This window comes from Brenneria rubrifaciens (assembly GCF_005484945.1).
In the GTDB taxonomy this organism is placed as follows: domain Bacteria; phylum Pseudomonadota; class Gammaproteobacteria; order Enterobacterales; family Enterobacteriaceae; genus Brenneria; species Brenneria rubrifaciens.
Genome location: NZ_CP034035.1, coordinates 3,604,081 through 3,620,903 on the forward strand (window position 1 = coordinate 3,604,081; position 16,823 = coordinate 3,620,903).

Below are 16,823 nucleotides of genomic sequence, written 5' to 3' on the forward strand. Positions count from 1 at the left end.
AACATTGTCCGCCCAATTTACGGGCGTGCAGGTGAATCTTTTGTTTTCGGTTAAATATCATACTCAACCGGCTCAGGGATCTTAGTTAGCTGACGCAGGAAACGCTGTGTCTGCGGATTATCAGAAAAACTGATCACTTTTTCCGCCGGACCTTCTTCAACAATATGACCGTCCGCCATGAAAATGACCCGATCCGCCACTTCCTGAGCGAATTGCATCTCATGCGTCACGATAACCATCGTCGTGTTGTTTTTCGCCAGTTTCTGAATAACCTGCAACACTTCATGGACGCGTTCCGGGTCCAGTGCCGACGTCGGCTCGTCAAACAGGATCGCTTTCGGATCGACCGCCAACGCCCGAGCAATACTCACGCGCTGTTGCTGCCCGCCGGATAACGTCACCGGATATTGCGCCGCCTGCGGCAACAACCCCACCTGTTCCAGCAGCGCAAGACCCATCTCATTCGCCTGTTTTTTAGGCATTTTCTTCACAACAATCAGCGCTTCAGTAATGTTTTCCAGCGCCGTCTTATTTTTGAACAGATTATAGTTCTGGAACACCATCGCCGTTTGGCGGCGCAGCGCATAGGCCGCCTTAGTTGAATAGTGGCGCGTGTCCAGACGTTGTTCGCCGATCTCAATCGTTCCTGACTCCGGTGTTTCCAGCAGGTTCAAACAGCGTAATAGGGTCGATTTACCCGAACCGGATGGCCCAATAATGGCCACGACTTCGCCTTTGGCGATATCCAGACTGATGTTATTCAGCACCACCTGATCGCCAAAGCTTTTCGTGAGATTCTTTACACTGATCATTTCAGCCCCTTATCGCTGTAGCGAGTGATTTAGTTTCTTTTCCAGCTGCTTTTGCAGCCAGGCATAAACAATGATCACCAGCCAATAAATCAAACCCACAACCAGGAAGGTTTCAAAGAAACGCAATGACTCTGCGGCAATCATCTTGCCTTCCGCAAACAGTTCGGATACGCCCAGCGCAAATGCCACCGATGTATCTTTAATCAGGGAAATAAATGTGTTGCCCGTTGCGGGTAAGGCATTGAGCATAGCCTGAGGGAGCACAATCCTGCGGTAAATCTGCGCTTTGTTCATACCAATGGATAAACCGGCTTCTGTTTGACCGAAATCCACAGACGCCAGGGCAGCGCGAAATATTTCCGCCATGTAAGCCGATGTCTTCAGACTGAAGCCAATGATCGCCGCCGTCATCGCATCGAGGTTGGATAGTCCGGGAAAAAGCTGCGGCAAACCAAAATAGATGATAAACAACTGTACCAGAGAAGGAATACCACGGAACAAAGAGATGTAGAGTTCCACGATTTTCACCACGATGATGTTTTTGGTTTCGCGAACCAGCGCCAATACCAAGCCGATGAGCATAGCAAAAAACATCGAAACCACGGCAAGCAACAACGTGGTCGGTAAATAAGCTAATACCTGGGGGAATACCTTTAACAGATAGGCGAGATCGATATTCATGAGTGATACCATGGGTACTGCCATCGTACGGTGGACACCGCGCCGACGGCATTAAGATTGTCGTGAGACTGCCACGAATTACTGAGCAGAAGGGGGCGTCGTGATATCTTCACCGAAATATTTAATCGCCAGATCTTTCAAACGCCCGTCAGCACGCATTTTATCCAGCTCTTCATCAAACTGTTTACGCAGTGCATCACCCTTCTCGTTTTTATGGAACGGGAAACTGACCTCTTCCACCACCAGCGAATTACCAACCAACTTGAATGGCAGGTTACGCTTGTTAATTTCCGCCAGCAGAATCGGACGGGAGTTCACGTAGCCCTCGACACGTTTGGACAGGGCATCGTTCATTGCGCCATCGCGTGTCTCATAAGTACGGATGTTCACGCTGCCGTCAGGGAACGCTTTCTTTAAATTGTTGATGTGGTTAGAGCCCAGCACACCGGCGACCGTTTTTCCTTTCAGATCGTCCAGCGAGTTGATATCGTTATTATCTTTGTGGGTTACAATCTGGCTGCCGTAGAAGCTGTAAGGGCGTGCGAAATTATACTTCTCCTGACGGACTGGCGTAATGGCCACCACATTGGCGACGGTATCCAGTTTACCCGCCTCCAATTGCCCCATAAGGCCGCTAAAATCAGCCGTGACCCATTCAACTTTATAGTTTAAATCCTTAGCGATGGTTTCCGTGATCTCAACGTCAAAACCGACCAGTTTATTATCTTGCTTAAAACCGCTGGGATAGCTTTGGCCCGTTGACCCCACTTTCAACACTTTCTCACCCTGAGTCGTATCCTGAGAATCACAGCCTGCTACAAGAAAGGCAGTCGTCAGCGCTAAAACAGACAAAGTTAATTTTTTCATTATCATTTTCATGCCTCTTATTTTAAATTTCTTTTTTTCCACTGGTCATATAATGGGTCATCAAGGATTTTTTGCATATAAATCGTCAGGTGCCCTTTCCCCAAATTGGCTTGCCCGACTTCCCTGAAACCATAATGCTTATACATCTCAATCAGCCAAGGATGGCTTTGCGCCGTCCCTAATGACACTGCGGGAGCCTTAAGCTGACCAATTAAAATATTCTGCTCAAGCCAGGCCATCATTTGCTTGCCCAGTCCCTGCTTTTTATAATCGGGATGCGTGGCAAACCATCCGAGATGCGGCAACCCATAAGGGCCGGGCTCCGGTCCCCAGGGATAACGGATAGTGAATGAGGACACCATAATGCCGTCCTTCTCCATCACGTACACGCCGTGAGATGAAATGTGTCTGCGAACCATGTCAATGTCCGCATGCGCCGCAGAAAAATTGATGCCTAGCTGACGTATCGGCTCAAAAGCGGACAACGCCAACGCCAGGAATGATTCATCATCCTCCAGCATAGCCTGGCGAAATACAATACTCATGATTTCACCTTTACGCAGGCAGCAGACCTGAGTTATTCGCGTAGCGTATAACATCATCTACTTTCTGAGGCGCGCTGCCCAGATAGTTAGCCGGGTTCAGCCATTCATCCAACTCAGCCGATGTCAGTTGAGCAGATAATACAGGGTGTTCCAGGAGGACAGATTTGAATGACTGGTTCTTCTCGAACGCCCGCATAGCGCATTCATAAACCAGATGATGTGCCGTCTGTTTGCCAAGACGCGTGCCAATCTCAAACATCACCTTCTCGGATAGCAGCAACCCGTTTTGCAATTCCAGATTCGCCAACATCTGTTTTTCATTCACCGACATACCACGCAGAATACCCAACGCATTCTGGAGTTGTGCGGACAGATAGATGTTGATTTCCGGCAATGCGATCCACTCGGCACGCCAGCTCATGGCGTCACGCTCATGTTCCACTTTCATGGACTCATGGATGAGCGCGGCGCTTTTAAACACCGGCGCGGTCAGGCTGGCCAGCCCTTCCAGCGCGGCCGGGTTGCGTTTGTGCGGCATGGTCGTGGACCCGATTTTTCCTTCGGAAAAAGGTTCTTCGATCTCGTTAATTTCGGTACGCATCAGGTTATAAAGCTCGTTGCCGATCTTACCCAGCGTACCGCTGATAAGCACAACAATGGAAGCATACTCGGAGAAACGGTCGCGGGCGGACTGCCAGCCAATATTTGGCGTATTCAGACCCAGCTTATCCAGCGTCAGGCGCTCAATTTCAGGGCCTTTTTCACCAAAAGAGGCATAGGTTCCGATAGCGCCGTTGATGTTACCAACCAGTACACGCTGTTTAATTTCGCTCAGACGTTCAAGATGACGGACAAACTCATCCAGCCAGACCGCCAGTTTAAAACCAAACGTGGTCGGCAGCGCTTGCATGCCGTGAGTCCGTCCGGTCATAAGTGTGTATTGGTGTTTCTTCGACAGGCGTTTTAATTCAACAGCCAGCAGTTGAGTATCACGGAAAACAATGTCAAAAGACTGCTTTAATTGCAGAACGGTAGCGGTATCGACAATGTCCTGCGTTGTTACGCCATAATGGATAAATTCGCCCGCCGCGCCACACTGCTTCTGAATCGCGGTAATCGTCGGCATCAAGGAATGCTTCATGCGGGCGGCATCTTTGGCGATATCTTCCACATTCAGCGCGCCGGCATCCGCTTTTTCAGCAATGGTGTTCGCCGCTTCTTGCGGGATAATACCGAGCTCTCCTTCGGCCAGCGCCAAAGCAACTTCCACTTCAACCTGTTTTGTCAGGCGGTTCTGCTCTGACCACACGTCCCGCATTTCAGGCGTGCCAAAATTATTCCCTATAAGAAGAAAATCAATAAGATGTGATGCCATAATTTACTCGTTAGTATTGGATTTATCAGGCGGGGTTTATGTCTTGTTTTTAATCTTTAAAAATATAACATGTGCAAATTAGGTGGCTTATACCTTCGGGATCTATCATAGATCAAAAAGTTTTATTAAAAGTTATGATGATGGAAACCCCACCACGCCTTGAATGGTTTAGCGGCAGGGCAATAGCGCGGTGACGTCAAAACCGATGCAGACGAAAAAAAAGCACATCTTTCGATATGCTTTTCTCTGAAGTTGGTCGGCGAGAGAGGATTCGAACCTCCGACCCACTGGTCCCAAACCAGTTGCGCTACCAAGCTGCGCTACTCGCCGAATGCACTGCTTTATTGCTTAAGCATCACGGATGCTTGTCGTCTGTGTGGTGCGAAGAGAGGGACTTGAACCCTCACGTCCGTTAAGACACTAACACCTGAAGCTAGCGCGTCTACCAATTCCGCCACCTTCGCATAACCCTATATCACAAACGCTTCAGTCTGGGGTGGCTAATGGGACTCGAACCCACGACAACTGGAATCACAATCCAGGGCTCTACCAACTGAGCTATAGCCACCATAAACCACGCTGACTTTTACTGCTTTATTACGCGGTACTTACTTTACGGGGTAAATGTACCACCGCAGCTCTTGCACACAACTTAGTGGTGCGCCCGACAGGATTCGAACCTGAGACCTCTGCCTCCGGAGGGCAGCGCTCTATCCAGCTGAGCTACGGGCGCTTAGCGCCGTTGCGGGAGGGGATACTACGTATTTAGCAGGTGCCTGTCTAGTGCTTTTTTATCGAAATGTTGTGTTTGCTTATGCTTTGCTCATTTCACGTTAAATAACGTACAAATCCGTTTTCCCCTCCCCGAAAAACTACGATTTTGCCCCGATAATCACTCCTTTATTACCCAGCCCCAGCGCAAAATAACACAGGCTGACCAACGCCAAAAACGCCATACCGACAAGTAATGACATACGCGTATCAATATTTATGTACATCCCCACCAGAACACACAGCAAAAACGCCATCGTCAAATAGTTCATCCAGGGGAAAAACACAGATTTGAACGGATGGTTCATTAAAGCCGCGCGATGCTGCTCACGAAAACGCAGTTGGCTAATCAGCACCACAAACCACGGCACCATCCCCGGCAACACGCTGGCACTATACACATAAACAAATACCTTTTCTGGATTCGGGATAATGTAATTAAGCAGCGAACCCGCCAACAGGCAGAGAATAGAAATTGTGACGCCGGCCGCCGGGACGCCACTGGCCGTCACTTTACCCAACCATGCAGGCAGTTGACGGTTATTAGCCAGTGAATAAAGCATACGCCCACAGCTATACATTCCGCTGTTGCAACCGGATAACGCCGCCGTCAGGACGACAAAATTAATGATCCCAGCCGCCGCGGTGATGCCGATTTTTGCGAAGGTCAGGACAAATGGGCTGCCGGATGTGCCGATTTCATTCCACGGAAAGATGGTCACGATGACAAAAATCGCGCCCACGTAGAAAATCAGAATGCGCCATAAAATATTATTGATGGCGCGCTTCAGCGTCACCTGCGGATTTTTGGCCTCACCTGCCGTGATGCCGACCAGCTCAACGCCCTGATAAGACGCTACGACCAGACACAGCGCAAACAGCAAACCTTTCCAGCCGCCGGCAAGAAAACCGCCGTGCGCGGTCAGATTGGTTAAACCGGTCGCCTGCCCGTAATTACCGAAACCGAAGAAAATCACCCCCAGCCCGACCACGATCATCACAATAATCGTGGTGATTTTAATCATCGCGAACCAGAACTCGATCTCACCATACAGACGTACCGCCGCCAGATTTGCCCCTGCGACAAGTACAACCGCCGCAATCGCGGGTATCCATTGCGGCAATTCGGGAAACCAGTACTGCACATAAACCCCAATCGCCGTGATTTCGGAGATCCCGACAGCCATCCACATGAACCAATAACCCCATGCGGTGAGATAGCCGAAAAAAGGATTCATATACTTATGGGCGTACACCGCGAAGGAACCCGCAACAGGCTCCAGATACAGCATCTCGCCCATTGAACGCATGATAAAGAAAACGAATATCCCCGCGACGATATAGGCCAGCAAAACCGATGGCCCTGCCCATTTTAGCGCACTGGCCGCCCCCATAAACAACCCGACGCCGATCGTCCCGCCCAGCGCAATCAGCTCAATGTGCCGCGCTTCCAAGCCCCGATGGAGCTTTTCCTGTTTTACATCTTCCGCCATAAATCTTCTGTCCTTACTGTGTTGTGTTTATCCCGGCGTCTGCCGGTTATTGTTGTTATCAGCCTCCAACGCACTGTGCGTTGCCGTAAATTAGCGGTTGCGAAGATACAACAATGTGAATTGGAATCACGCATCAGATTTGATCAACAAACCGATGAATAGGATTCTGTATTTCTTATCGATTGGCAAATAGGCAATTAAAACCAAATAAGCATAAAAAGATAGTTTTATATGCTAAGGAGAAAGGTTGAAGCAAGCGATCGCCGCGCTAATGAGAAGGAAAGCTACAAACGCCCGCTGTAGTGATAAGCAACATATTTAAGTAACTTCACCTGGCGGAAAATACGGCCGGGTTGAGACACCAAACGATAAAGCCATTCCAGCCCCAAATTTTGCCAGACCAGCGGCGCCCGCTTTACCTGACCGGTAAACACATCATATGTACCGCCGACCCCCATATACAACGCATCGGGGTGATAGCTGCGGCAATCACGCATCAGAATTTCCTGCCGCGGCGACCCCATCGCCACGGTGACAATCTGCGCACTGCTGGCGCGGACACGCTCAAACAATGCGTCACGCTCTGACGGGGCGAAATAGCCATCCTGACTGCCAACAATATTGACGCGCCACTGCACCCGAAGCTTCGCTGCCGTTTGTGCCAGCACATCAGGCTTACCACCGATCAGGAAAACCGGCGTCCCTTCCTGACCGGCCCTCTGCATCAGCGATTCCCACAAATCGGCTCCGGCAATGCGGCTTACATCAGCCTGCGGATATTTGCGGCGAATCGAACGAACAATGCTGATCCCGTCCGCATATTTAAATTCAGCCTTATCCAGCAATGTACGCAGGGCGACATCTTTCTCGGCGGTCAAGACTTTCTCAGCGTTAATCGCCACCAGCGTGCCGGTCTGCACCCGATGCCCGGCAAACAGATAGTCGACAAACTGTGCAATGTGGCGAAATCCGTGGATGGATAGTCCCCGAATCGAATACAGTGGGATCACGGTTTTTTCTTTCATTCTTAAACCCTTACAGCACCCCGCGAGAGGACGAAACCGGCGGCGTGGTTGACGCTCCCGCCTGCTGCCGGGAAGACAATGCACGTTGCCTGATTAACCCCGCGCTTTCCAGCAGCCAATACAGTAATTTGGCCAGCAGTAAGCAGAGGCCAAAGACAAGGCAGAAAAACACCACGCGTGAAACAAACGCGTCCACCCCTTCACGCGTCAGGACAATGATGTTGAACACCGCCCCGAAGCAAAACGCCTGTAAAATCGCGGATTTATATCGATTACCGTCGTTCCTGCCCTGTTCGTAAACCCAGTCGAACCACTTGATAATCAACCCAACGGCAATTGCGCCCAGCGGAATGAACAGCACCCCGCCCATCACCACCAGCGAGCCTAATAGCGTTGGGGAAATGGCCAGCCCGGAATGGTTATTCAACACATCCCAGGTAAAGTAGTTGGCGCTGTTCAGTACCAGATTGGGGCGTTCGGGCCACAGCCATGAAGGGATAAACACGTAGAAATCGCGTACGATAGGCGCAATCCCTTGAAAATCTATCTTGTCGTAGTTCTGCCACAACAACGCCAGGTTTTCCCACGGCGAGAAGGTATCGCGAGTCAGGTACAGGAAAGTATAAAATGCTTCATCGCCGTTGACATCCATGCCGTAGCGTTTGAGCGCCAGCCAGAACATGCCCACGATCCCGAAAACCCCTGCCGCCGCCAGCATCCATAAGGTTACCCAGCCCCGCACAATGCCAATAAACAGGAAGAGGGCAAACGCGATGATCACATTCGCCCGCGTGCCTCCGACGATTACATACGTCAGCATGCCAAATGCCACCGTCCCGATAAGAAACAGCAGCCAGGCTGACTGCGTCTGACGCAGGAAGTACACCACCAGCATGGACGGAATAAAGAAATAGAAAAAGCGCTTCAATGCCACGCCGGAAACTTCGCTGGAAAAAATCTGGTTGTAAGTGCTTAATTTGAATAGCAGAAAACCGTTGTTAAGGAAGAACATACCCACCGTCGCTACCGCGATCAGCGCCAGCAACATCCAAGTCAGATTGGTTTCCACTCGGTTCATGCTAAGAAACGGCGGACGCACGGTTACCGTTTTCCGCCGTAGGCGGGTTTTATAGCTGACATGGTAAATCGCGTAAAACGCCGTGGCGGAGAGCAGCGCCTGTAGCAAATACGGCACGGGCGCCACCTCAATGCCAAAGCGAAAGACCAACACGCAGGTGAACGGAAAACCAAAATAGAATGTCAGCAGATAAAGCAGCGAGAACAGAACATTGAAGTTAAAACGTACGCGGCGAAACTCCTGCCAGGTCAGCGTCAGGATAAAAATGACCGAAATAAGGTAAACCACAAACAGGCCGCCAAATTGTCCCAGCGTCATGTCGGTTCTCCCACTGCCAGCGCCAGCGCCTGCCGCCAACCGTGCAGATAATTAGGACTAAAGAACGCGATGCGATGCTTATTAACGGACGCCAGTTGACGCTGAGCTTCACGCACCAGCGCTTCGTCCAGGCTATCGCCGTAAAAAAGCACCGGCAAATGTTGCTGCGCCAAATCCTGCCAGAACGGATTTTTGCGGCTAATCACAAAGGGAACGCCAAACTGAATCAACAGGCACAGCGTGCCGATGCCCTGTTGACGATCAAAAATAAAGTAACCCAAATCACAGGTGCGCAGCATATTCAGATAATCATCAAACGCCAGTTGGTCTTTCAGTAACTGAAAATGTTTCACGCCGAACAGCGCCAGCCCTTCTTTCTCAACCTGCTCAATGTAGTCCGCGTTATTGGCGGGATAGCCCATCGGCACGATCACCCGCACATTGGCGCCGAACTGCTGGTGAATGGCGCGCAACGCTTCCTGATGGCGATTGGTGCGATCGCCTGAATTGCCCACCAGAATCGTCAGCGGCCCCGCCAGAGACTTGTCTACCTCAATGCCCGTCAACGCGGGATTCATTCGCGTCGGGAAGTAAAGCAGGGACGTCGGCACATGCGGGTGCCGCTGCTGATACCATGCCAAATCGCCCTGCGTCGCAAAAACGTGTCCGACCCGGTGTTGCGCCATACGGCGCAACAGATAAAACAGGCGATACTTCAGGCCAGCGCCTTCTTCATACAGGTCCGCGCCCCAGATATGCCAATAGACCTGCGCGGGCTTGATTTTACCACTCAGCAACGCCAGCCACAGCGTGGGATTAAATTGCCCGTGCAGAAAGAAACGGGTGTTTCGATCGCCCTTTGCTTTCGCTATCACCGCCCGCGCCAGCGTCTTTTTATCCGCGTACATTTCAATATCGAGTGCCGGAAAATCGGCCCGCGGCAACGCCTCACGCGCCGCCGCCATAAAATGGCACACCTGCTGCCCCGGCAATTCGGCTGCCAGAACATCATTAAAGAAACGCAAAACTGTCTGGTTATGATGCGGGATATCAGATCCCAGGACATGAATCAGTGTCGTCATGTTCGCCTACGGTAAATAATGAAAACGCCACAACAAAGTAAAAAATAGACCAGATACGTTGCCATGTACGCCTGCGCCGCCCCCAACGCGCCATTGATGGGGATCAGCCAGTGCGCAAATCCGGTGAGCAGCAGGAACTGGCTCGCCTCGGTCAGCAGATAAAAACGCAGTGCGGCTTTGGCGATCACCAGATAACCAAATACGTAAGCACCCACTTTCATCACATCGCCCACCAGTTGCCAGGCGAATAAATCTCTCATCGCGGTAAACTGGCTGGAGAACAACAGCCAGATAGCAAAATCGCGCAGCAACCAGACGCTAAAACTGACCGCGGCGGCCACCGGTAAAACAAACTTCAGTGACCGGACGATTTCCTGCGTCAGTGCGGTTTTATCCGTCAAGCGTGAGAGCGTCGGCAGCAGATAAACCGTGAACGATGCGGTGATGAATTGCAGATAAGCATCGGAAATAGTACTGACGCCCTGCCAGATGCCGACAGCGTCCCAGCCGTCATGCTCGGCCAGCAGGTTACGCATCATAATATACGCCACAGGCAGCGTCACCGCGGTCATCAACGCCATCAGGGTAAATTTGCCAAGCTGACCCGCCAGAGACTTGTCCCAGGCAGGTTTCAACGACGCCAATAAAATCGGCGTGCGCCGCAACATCAGCCAGCCGGCGGGCGCCACCACCAGCGACGGCACCAGCGCCAACCCCGCCAGTGCGCCAGGGTATCCGCCCAGCGTAAAACACAACCAGTAGGCAACCAGACCAATCAGGCTGCCGCAGATGATCGCCAGTGCATTCCCGATAGCGTCACGGTAGCCTTTCAGGATCGCCAGAAACAGGTTGGCGTAAGCGATACCCATCTGGATAAAAGCCAGCGCCCGCACCACATCCTGGTAGTCATCGTGCCCAAACAACGCGTTGGCGACAGGCACCGCGGCAAACAGCAACACCGCCGCCAACAGCGTGGAAAAACCCAGCACCAGCGAGACGGCGGTGCCGAGCAAGGGCGTTAATCGGTTCGGCTGCTGATGATAGTCGGCTACGTACTTGGTCACACCGTTAAAAATACCCGCCCCGGACAAAACACCCAATACGGTAATTAACTGGCGAAAATTACCCGCCTGCCCGACCCCGCCAGGGCCGAATGCCACCGCCAGCAGCTTGATCACGATTAGCCCTGCGCCGATTTTGATCAGCGTGGAGCACGCAGTCCAGACGGATGCTTTCGCCAGCGACATATCAGGAGAAGAAACTCAGGATGGTGTTGATTACCGTACGCTGATTGACGTCAGACAGGTTGTAGAAGAGCGGCAGACGCACCAGACATTCACTTTCTTGCGTGGTATAACGATCTTCACCCGAAAACAGTCCGAAGTTCAGCCCGGCAGGGCTGTCATGCAGCGGAATATAATGAAAAACCGTCAGGATTTCGGCTTCTTTCATCGCGTTGATAAAGTCGCGCCGATCTTCCGCATCGCGCAGCTTGATATAAAACATGTGCGCGTTGTGAATACAGTTGGCCGGCACCGTCGGCAATGTAATGCGGCCGCCATCCGCCAGCGATTTGAATGCGGCGTAATAGTTCTGCCACAGTCGTAAACGGCGTTCGTTAATCGGCCGGGCCGCCTCCAACTGGGCCCACAGGTAAGCGGCCTGAATATCCGCCATCAGATAGCTGGAGCCGATATCCCGCCAGGTGTACTTATCGACCTGCCCCCGGAAAAACTGGCTGCGGTTGGTGCCTTTTTCACGCACGATTTCCGCACGTTCAATCAGATCAGGGTCATTAATCAGCGTCGCCCCGCCTTCACCGCCAGAGGTGTAATTCTTGGTTTCATGGAAGCTAAAACAGCCGATATGACCAATCGAACCCAGTACGCGTCCTTTGTAGCTCGACATCATGCCCTGCGCCGCATCTTCAACCACAAAGAGATCGTATTTTTTCGCCAGCGCCATGATGACGTCCATCTCGCACGCCACACCCGCGTAATGAACCGGTACAATGATGCGCGTTTTATCGGTAATCGCGGCTTCGATTTTTGTTTCATCAATATTCATGGTATCCGGGCGAATATCGACAAACACGATTCTGGCGCCGCGCAGCACAAAAGCGTTGGCGGTCGAAACAAAGGTATAACTCGGCATGATGACTTCATCGCCGGGTTTGATACCCAGCAAGATGGCCGCCATTTCCAGTGAGGCGGTACAAGATGGCGTCAACAGGACTTTCTGGCTGCCGGAATAGTGCTCCAGCCACTGCTGACAGCGACGGGTAAAACCACCGTCGCCGCACAGTTTGCCGCTACTCATGGCAGCCTGCATATAATCAAGCTCAGTACCTACGATCGGAGGCGCATTAAACGGAATCATGTGATCACCTGTATAGCCAATAAGCCGTGTTCTCAACCCGGGCACCGCGGCGAAGATAAAGACGCAGCGCCGCCACATTACCGACCTGTGTCGCGATCTGTAAACGTTGTATCCCCTGCTGGCGGCACCACATTTCCGCCACCGACATCAGTTGTGAACCCACGCCGCGAACAGCGACGCCCGGAAAGACGCCGAGTAGCCCGATACGCGCTTGTGCATCGCCAAGCTGACGAATCGTCACCCAGCCTTGTGGCTGCCCGGCCTCGTTTTCCACCAGCAGACACAGGTTATCAAACGCGCCGAGCACGGCATTTTCTATCCACTGGGCATAAAAACGGCCGCTGTCGGCGGGCTGATACCAGGGAGCGCGAAAACGGCTCAGGGAGAAAACCTGTGCTGCGGCCTGCCGCAACATCGGGATATCAGCGCTGTCGGCCACGCGCAAGCGAGGCAATGCCGTCGCCGTCGGCGTGTCATCCAGTGATAAGCAGAGATCCACCTCACCTTCCACCAGACGAAAACCGGCATCAGCCAAAGCATCCGCCAGCACCAGATTATCTGCCGGTATCTTAGCCTGCGTCAGCCCATAGCGGTCCAGCGCCGCTGACGTCAAGACAGGCGCGGAAGACGAAAAATTCAGCTTGCCGCTAGCCAGGTTGAAAAATTCACTTTCCCAATTAAGCGGTTCAATCGTGGCGCGGATCGCAGGCGCGTCTGAGGACGTTTGCTTCTGCTCCGTCGGAATGAGGCCAGAATTTTTCATGTCCGCTCCTTATCTCGCATGAATCAGCATCAGTCAGCCTTCAGCCCCAAACGCTCGCCGGTGTAGGAGCCGTCCTGCACGCTGCGCCACCAAGGTTCATTATCCAGATACCAGTTGACGGTTTTTCTCATACCGGTTTCAAACGTTTCCTGTGGCCGCCAGCCCAGCTCGCGTTCAATTTTACCCGCGTCGATGGCGTAACGCATATCATGGCCGGGACGATCTTTCACATAGGTGATTAAATCGCGATAGCGCTGCACACCAGCGGGTTTATTCGGCGCCAGTTGTTCCAGAAGGTCACAGATCGTCTGGACGACTTCAATGTTTCTACGCTCGTTATGACCACCGATGTTATAGGTTTCCCCCACCTTGCCTTCCGTAGCCACTTTATAGAGTGCGCGAGCATGATCTTCTACAAACAGCCAGTCGCGGACCTGGGTCCCATCCCCATAAACCGGCAGTGGTTTACCGGCGATCGCATTCAGGATCGCCAGCGGAATCAGTTTCTCAGGGAAATGGTAAGGGCCATAGTTGTTGGAGCAGTTGGTGATAATGGTCGGCAGACCGTAGGTGCGCAGCCAGGCGCGTACAAGATGGTCGCTGGCGGCTTTAGACGCCGAGTAAGGGCTGCTCGGCGCATAAGGCGTCGTTTCCGTAAACAGATCGTCAGTACCGTGCAAATCGCCAAACACTTCATCGGTTGAGATGTGGTGAAAGCGGAACGCTTCTTTTGCCGCCGCCGCCATACTTTGCCAATAGCAGCGTGCCGCTTCCAGTAGATTGTAAGTGCCCACTATATTAGTTTCGATGAATGCCGCCGGAGCATCAATAGAGCGATCGACATGACTTTCCGCCGCCAGATGCATCACCCTCTCAGGCTGATAGTCGGCAAACACCCGATCCAGCGCCGCCCGATCGCCAATATCAACCGGTTCAAAAGCAAAACGGTCGCTGCCCACTACCGGCGCCAGAGAAGACAGGTTGCCGGCGTAGGTGAGTTTGTCCACCACCACTACGCTATCCGGCGTTTCGGTCAGAATATGCCTTACCAACGCTGAACCAATAAATCCGGCACCGCCGGTAATTAAAACGCGTTTCAACGCCACACTCCTTTTGTATCAATCACCCACTTTTGTTTGATCTCTTCGGGGTTTATCGTTTTAAACTGTCGGTGATCGACCAGCATCACCAGCACATCGGCATCCCCTAACGCCGACGCGGTATCGGCCAACTGTACATGCCCGGCCAGCGCTGCGGGCAGTTGTTTCACGTTGGGCTCTACCGCCAGCGTGCTCCCCGTGTGCCACTGCGCAATCATTTCCGTAATTTCCGCCGCCGGGCTTTCACGCAGGTCGTCAATATCCGGCTTAAACGCCAGGCCAAAGCAGGCTATCGTGACTTCGCTGGCGCGTTTGTCGGTCTGAGCCAGATAATCGGCCACCGCCGCTTTAACCCGATCGACGACCCACAGCGGTTTGCCGTCATTCACCAGCCTGGCCGTGTGGATGAGTCTCGCCTGTTGCGGATTCTGAGCCACGATAAACCAGGGGTCCACGGCTATGCAGTGCCCGCCCACACCAGGACCGGGTTGCAGAATATTGACGCGCGGATGGCGGTTTGCCAATCGGATAAGTTCCCATACGTTAATATTCTGCTCGGCACAAATCAGCGATAGCTCATTGGCGAACGCAATGTTGACATCACGAAAGCTATTTTCCGTCAGCTTGCACATTTCGGCCGTCCGGGAGTTAGTAACTACACACTCACCTTCAAGGAAGATTTTGTATAGTTCGCTGGCCCTGGCGGAACACGCCGGCGTCATACCGCCAATGACCCGATCGTTTTTAATCAATTCGACCATCACCTGCCCCGGCAAAACGCGCTCAGGACAGTAGGCGATGTTGATGTCCGCCGCCGCGCCCGCCTGCTGCGGGAAAGTCAGGTCAGGACGGGCCTGAGCCAGCCACGCCGCCATCTGCTCGGTTGCACCGACAGGCGAGGTGGATTCCAGAACCACCAGGTCGCCCTTTTTCAGTACGGGAGCAATCGACTCCGCCGCAGCTTGTACATAGCACATGTCGGGTTCATGATCGTCCTTGAAAGGCGTCGGCACGGCAATCAGAAAAGCATCTGCCGCAACGGGCCTGCTCAATGCCTGCAAATAGCCGTTTTTTACCGCCGCGTTTACCAGCGTGTCCAAATCCGGCTCGACAATATGAATCTCCCCCCGGTTAATGGTGTCTACCGCCTGTTTGTTGACATCAATACCCACCACATTTTTTTTCCGAGACGCAAACGCCGCCGCGGTCGGCAAACCGATGTAACCCAGTCCAATAACGGAAATTGTGTCAAAACTCATAGTCTCACCTGGTATTCTTTGACGGTCAGTTTCCTGCCCGTCCCTCTTCGAGCCGCCGCAAGCGGCGGTTTTTACAGCGGGCTGAATGGCCACCCTTTCGGGCCGCTTAATCGAGCATGGACTAGCGTGAACGTTTTAACGCTTCGATAATTCGCTGGCAGGCCTGACCATCACCATAAGGATTGTGTGCGCGGCTCATGGCCTGGTATTCATTTTCATCGGTCAGAAGCAGGGAAACCGTATCCACAATCTTCACCACGTCGGTCCCCACCAATCTCACCGTCCCGGCCTCGATCGCCTCGGGACGCTCGGTGGTTTCACGCATAACCAGCACCGGCTTGCCTAATGACGGCGCCTCTTCCTGAATCCCGCCAGAATCGGTCAAAATCATATACGAACGATTCATCAGATAAACAAACGGCAGATAGTCCTGCGGAGCAATCAGCTTCACGTTGGCGATACCGCTCAGAATACGGTTCACTGGCTCACTGACATTCGGATTAAGATGTACCGGGTAAACCACCTGTACGTTTGGATGCCGTCTGGCGATATCGGCCAACGCACTGCATATGCGCTCAAAACCGCCGCCAAAACTTTCACGGCGGTGCCCGGTAACCAGAATCAGCTTCTTACTTTCATCCAGAAAAGCGTATTGCTGGTCCAGACGGCGATACAAGTCCGTATCGCTGATGATGCGATCCCGTACCCAGAACAACGCATCTATCACCGTATTCCCGGTAACCACAATATGCCGATCCGACAAATTCTCGCGCAGTAGATTCTGACGGGCATTTTCCGTTGGCGCAAAATGGTACATGGCCAGATGGCCGGTCAGCTTCCGGTTAGCCTCTTCCGGCCAGGGAGAATAGAGATTGCCGGTACGCAGCCCGGCCTCCACATGCCCAACGGGAATACGTTGATAAAACGCAGCCAGACTGGTGGCGAGTGTGGTGGTGGTGTCGCCGTGCACCAGCACCAGATCGGGTTTAAATTCCGCCATAACCGGCTCAAGCCCCGCCAGAATGCGACAGGATATCTCACAGAGACTCTGTCCAGGCTGCATGATATTCAGATCGTAATCTGGCGTAATACTGAACAAGCGCAATACCTGATCCAACATCTCCCGATGCTGGGCCGTTACGCAAACTCTCAATTCAAGAGCTTCATCTTGAGACAGGGCATGAACCAGCGGCGCCATTTTAATGGCCTCCGGCCGGGTGCCGAAAACAGTCAACACTTTCACAGCGAATCTCTTTAGTCAGGTTAGACGCAGAC

At 52.6% G+C, this 16,823-nt stretch carries 15 protein-coding genes and 4 tRNA genes; all 19 read right to left on the reverse strand.

Translation table 11 applies throughout. From position 1 onward, the window contains the following. Positions 1–50: 50 nt before the first annotated feature. The 19 genes from EH207_RS16050 to wecB all read right to left on the reverse strand — a co-directional run bounded on the left by EH207_RS16050 (position 51) and on the right by wecB (position 16,791). Positions 51–812, reverse strand: a complete 762-nt coding sequence (locus tag EH207_RS16050; protein WP_137714892.1) for an amino acid ABC transporter ATP-binding protein — start codon at positions 810–812, stop codon at positions 51–53. A gap of 9 nt (positions 813–821) precedes the next feature. Continuing rightward, a complete protein-coding gene (locus EH207_RS16055; protein WP_137714893.1) occupies positions 822–1,493 on the reverse strand; it encodes an amino acid ABC transporter permease in 672 nt (223 codons plus the stop codon). 78 nt (positions 1,494–1,571) lie between these two features. After that, positions 1,572–2,366: an amino acid ABC transporter substrate-binding protein gene (locus EH207_RS16060; RefSeq protein WP_175413698.1), complete on the reverse strand. Its 795-nt coding sequence runs from the start codon at positions 2,364–2,366 to the stop codon at positions 1,572–1,574. Positions 2,367–2,377: 11 nt separating this feature from the next. Next, positions 2,378–2,905, reverse strand: a complete 528-nt coding sequence (locus EH207_RS16065; RefSeq protein WP_137714894.1) for a GNAT family N-acetyltransferase — start codon at positions 2,903–2,905, stop codon at positions 2,378–2,380. Between the two features lie 10 nt (positions 2,906–2,915). Next, complete coding sequence (gene purB, locus EH207_RS16070) at positions 2,916–4,280, reverse strand: adenylosuccinate lyase (RefSeq protein WP_137714895.1); 1,365 nt, start codon at positions 4,278–4,280, stop codon at positions 2,916–2,918. A gap of 253 nt (positions 4,281–4,533) precedes the next feature. Then, positions 4,534–4,610 (reverse strand) — tRNA-Pro (locus tag EH207_RS16075). A gap of 47 nt (positions 4,611–4,657) precedes the next feature. Beyond that, positions 4,658–4,744 (reverse strand) — tRNA-Leu (locus EH207_RS16080). Positions 4,745–4,772: 28 nt separating this feature from the next. Further along, positions 4,773–4,848: transfer RNA gene (locus EH207_RS16085), tRNA-His, on the reverse strand. A gap of 88 nt (positions 4,849–4,936) precedes the next feature. After that, a tRNA-Arg gene (locus EH207_RS16090) sits at positions 4,937–5,013 on the reverse strand. Positions 5,014–5,152: 139 nt separating this feature from the next. Next, positions 5,153–6,544 (reverse strand): bifunctional threonine/serine APC transporter ThrP, encoded by a 1,392-nt coding sequence (thrP, locus tag EH207_RS16095; protein ID WP_137714896.1) that lies wholly within the window; start codon positions 6,542–6,544, stop codon positions 5,153–5,155. Positions 6,545–6,828: 284 nt separating this feature from the next. Beyond that, positions 6,829–7,569 (reverse strand): lipopolysaccharide N-acetylmannosaminouronosyltransferase, encoded by a 741-nt coding sequence (gene wecG, locus EH207_RS16100; protein WP_137714897.1) that lies wholly within the window; start codon positions 7,567–7,569, stop codon positions 6,829–6,831. 10 nt (positions 7,570–7,579) lie between these two features. Then, entirely contained in the window at positions 7,580–8,965 is a 1,386-nt protein-coding gene (gene wzyE / locus EH207_RS16105) for an ECA oligosaccharide polymerase (protein ID WP_137714898.1), read from the reverse strand. Continuing rightward, positions 8,962–10,047 carry a TDP-N-acetylfucosamine:lipid II N-acetylfucosaminyltransferase gene (locus EH207_RS16110; RefSeq protein ID WP_137714899.1) on the reverse strand — a complete coding sequence of 362 codons (1,086 nt, stop codon included), beginning with the start codon at positions 10,045–10,047 and terminating at the stop codon, positions 8,962–8,964. The genes wzyE and EH207_RS16110 overlap by 4 nt, the downstream gene beginning before the upstream one ends. Continuing rightward, positions 10,044–11,294, reverse strand: coding sequence for a lipid III flippase WzxE (wzxE, locus tag EH207_RS16115; protein WP_137714900.1), 1,251 nt, complete (start codon positions 11,292–11,294; stop codon positions 10,044–10,046). Before wzxE ends, EH207_RS16110 begins: the two co-directional genes overlap by 4 nt. Position 11,295: 1 nt before the next feature. Continuing rightward, positions 11,296–12,426, reverse strand: coding sequence for a dTDP-4-amino-4,6-dideoxygalactose transaminase (gene rffA, locus EH207_RS16120; RefSeq protein ID WP_137714901.1), 1,131 nt, complete (start codon positions 12,424–12,426; stop codon positions 11,296–11,298). 4 nt (positions 12,427–12,430) lie between these two features. After that, on the reverse strand, positions 12,431–13,189 hold the full coding sequence (gene rffC / locus EH207_RS16125) for a dTDP-4-amino-4,6-dideoxy-D-galactose acyltransferase (RefSeq protein ID WP_137714902.1): 759 nt from the start codon (positions 13,187–13,189) through the stop codon (positions 12,431–12,433). Between the two features lie 29 nt (positions 13,190–13,218). Continuing rightward, on the reverse strand, positions 13,219–14,289 hold the full coding sequence (gene rffG, locus EH207_RS16130) for a dTDP-glucose 4,6-dehydratase (protein ID WP_137714903.1): 1,071 nt from the start codon (positions 14,287–14,289) through the stop codon (positions 13,219–13,221). Continuing rightward, positions 14,286–15,548: a UDP-N-acetyl-D-mannosamine dehydrogenase gene (wecC, locus tag EH207_RS16135; protein WP_137714904.1), complete on the reverse strand. Its 1,263-nt coding sequence runs from the start codon at positions 15,546–15,548 to the stop codon at positions 14,286–14,288. The genes rffG and wecC overlap by 4 nt, the downstream gene beginning before the upstream one ends. Positions 15,549–15,669: 121 nt before the next feature. Continuing rightward, positions 15,670–16,791, reverse strand: coding sequence for a non-hydrolyzing UDP-N-acetylglucosamine 2-epimerase (gene wecB / locus EH207_RS16140; protein ID WP_137714905.1), 1,122 nt, complete (start codon positions 16,789–16,791; stop codon positions 15,670–15,672). Positions 16,792–16,823: the final 32 nt, after the last annotated feature.

Excerpts from the sequence above, each read along its gene's own strand:
- EH207_RS16050 (WP_137714892.1), bottom strand. The coding sequence starts at position 812 with ATGATCAGTGTAAAGAATCTCACGAAAAGCTTTGGCGATCAGGTGGTG.
- EH207_RS16055 (WP_137714893.1), bottom strand. The coding sequence starts at position 1,493 with ATGAATATCGATCTCGCCTATCTGTTAAAGGTATTCCCCCAGGTATTA.
- EH207_RS16060 (WP_175413698.1), bottom strand. The coding sequence starts at position 2,366 with ATGATAATGAAAAAATTAACTTTGTCTGTTTTAGCGCTGACGACTGCC.
- EH207_RS16065 (WP_137714894.1), bottom strand. The coding sequence starts at position 2,905 with ATGAGTATTGTATTTCGCCAGGCTATGCTGGAGGATGATGAATCATTC.
- purB (WP_137714895.1), bottom strand. The coding sequence starts at position 4,280 with ATGGCATCACATCTTATTGATTTTCTTCTTATAGGGAATAATTTTGGC.
- thrP (WP_137714896.1), bottom strand. The coding sequence starts at position 6,544 with ATGGCGGAAGATGTAAAACAGGAAAAGCTCCATCGGGGCTTGGAAGCG.
- wecG (WP_137714897.1), bottom strand. The coding sequence starts at position 7,569 with ATGAAAGAAAAAACCGTGATCCCACTGTATTCGATTCGGGGACTATCC.
- wzyE (WP_137714898.1), bottom strand. The coding sequence starts at position 8,965 with ATGACGCTGGGACAATTTGGCGGCCTGTTTGTGGTTTACCTTATTTCG.
- EH207_RS16110 (WP_137714899.1), bottom strand. The coding sequence starts at position 10,047 with ATGACGACACTGATTCATGTCCTGGGATCTGATATCCCGCATCATAAC.
- wzxE (WP_137714900.1), bottom strand. The coding sequence starts at position 11,294 with ATGTCGCTGGCGAAAGCATCCGTCTGGACTGCGTGCTCCACGCTGATC.
- rffA (WP_137714901.1), bottom strand. The coding sequence starts at position 12,426 with ATGATTCCGTTTAATGCGCCTCCGATCGTAGGTACTGAGCTTGATTAT.
- rffC (WP_137714902.1), bottom strand. The coding sequence starts at position 13,189 with ATGAAAAATTCTGGCCTCATTCCGACGGAGCAGAAGCAAACGTCCTCA.
- wecC (WP_137714904.1), bottom strand. The coding sequence starts at position 15,548 with ATGAGTTTTGACACAATTTCCGTTATTGGACTGGGTTACATCGGTTTG.